Raw genomic sequence first — 471 nt, forward strand, 5'->3', positions numbered from 1 at the left:
ACACCTGCCTCATCCTTATTGGCCAATGCTTCGATATTTTCCTTCAAAAAATAAGAGCGGATCGCCTGGTTCATCTTTCATCACAATATGGGTCACTTCGCCGAAATAAAGCGTATGGTCGCCGGCGACATACGTGCTGTGCACACGGCATAACACATTCGCCATCGCATCCGGCAAAATCGGGTGGCCGTCCACCCATTCAAACGCCACATCCCGTTCTTCCTTCAGCTGACCCGCAAACAAACGCGACAAGTCTTCTTGGTCGCGTGTCAAAAGATTGACCGCAAACTTCCCGGTTTGCTTGACGATGTCATGCATCCGCGCTTTATGGCCAATCGAGACGACCACCAGCTTCGGGTCAAGCGAAACGGACATAAACGCGTTCGCCGTCATCCCTTTCACTTCCCCTTGAAATTCGGTCGTCACGACCGTCACACCAGTTGCGAATTTCCCCATCGCGTTGCGAAATGT

The 471-nt window shown here is 51.8% G+C and carries 1 protein-coding gene; it reads right to left on the reverse strand.

Features of this window, described 5'->3' with window-relative positions:
* Positions 1–15: 15 nt before the first annotated feature.
* Positions 16–471, reverse strand: a 456-nt coding sequence (locus tag DSM465_RS0118000; RefSeq protein ID WP_029761988.1) for a flavin reductase family protein, incomplete at its 5' end; no start/stop codon positions are given.

The organism is Geobacillus thermodenitrificans subsp. thermodenitrificans DSM 465 (genome assembly GCF_000496575.1).
Classification (GTDB): Bacteria; Bacillota; Bacilli; order Bacillales; family Anoxybacillaceae; genus Geobacillus; species Geobacillus thermodenitrificans.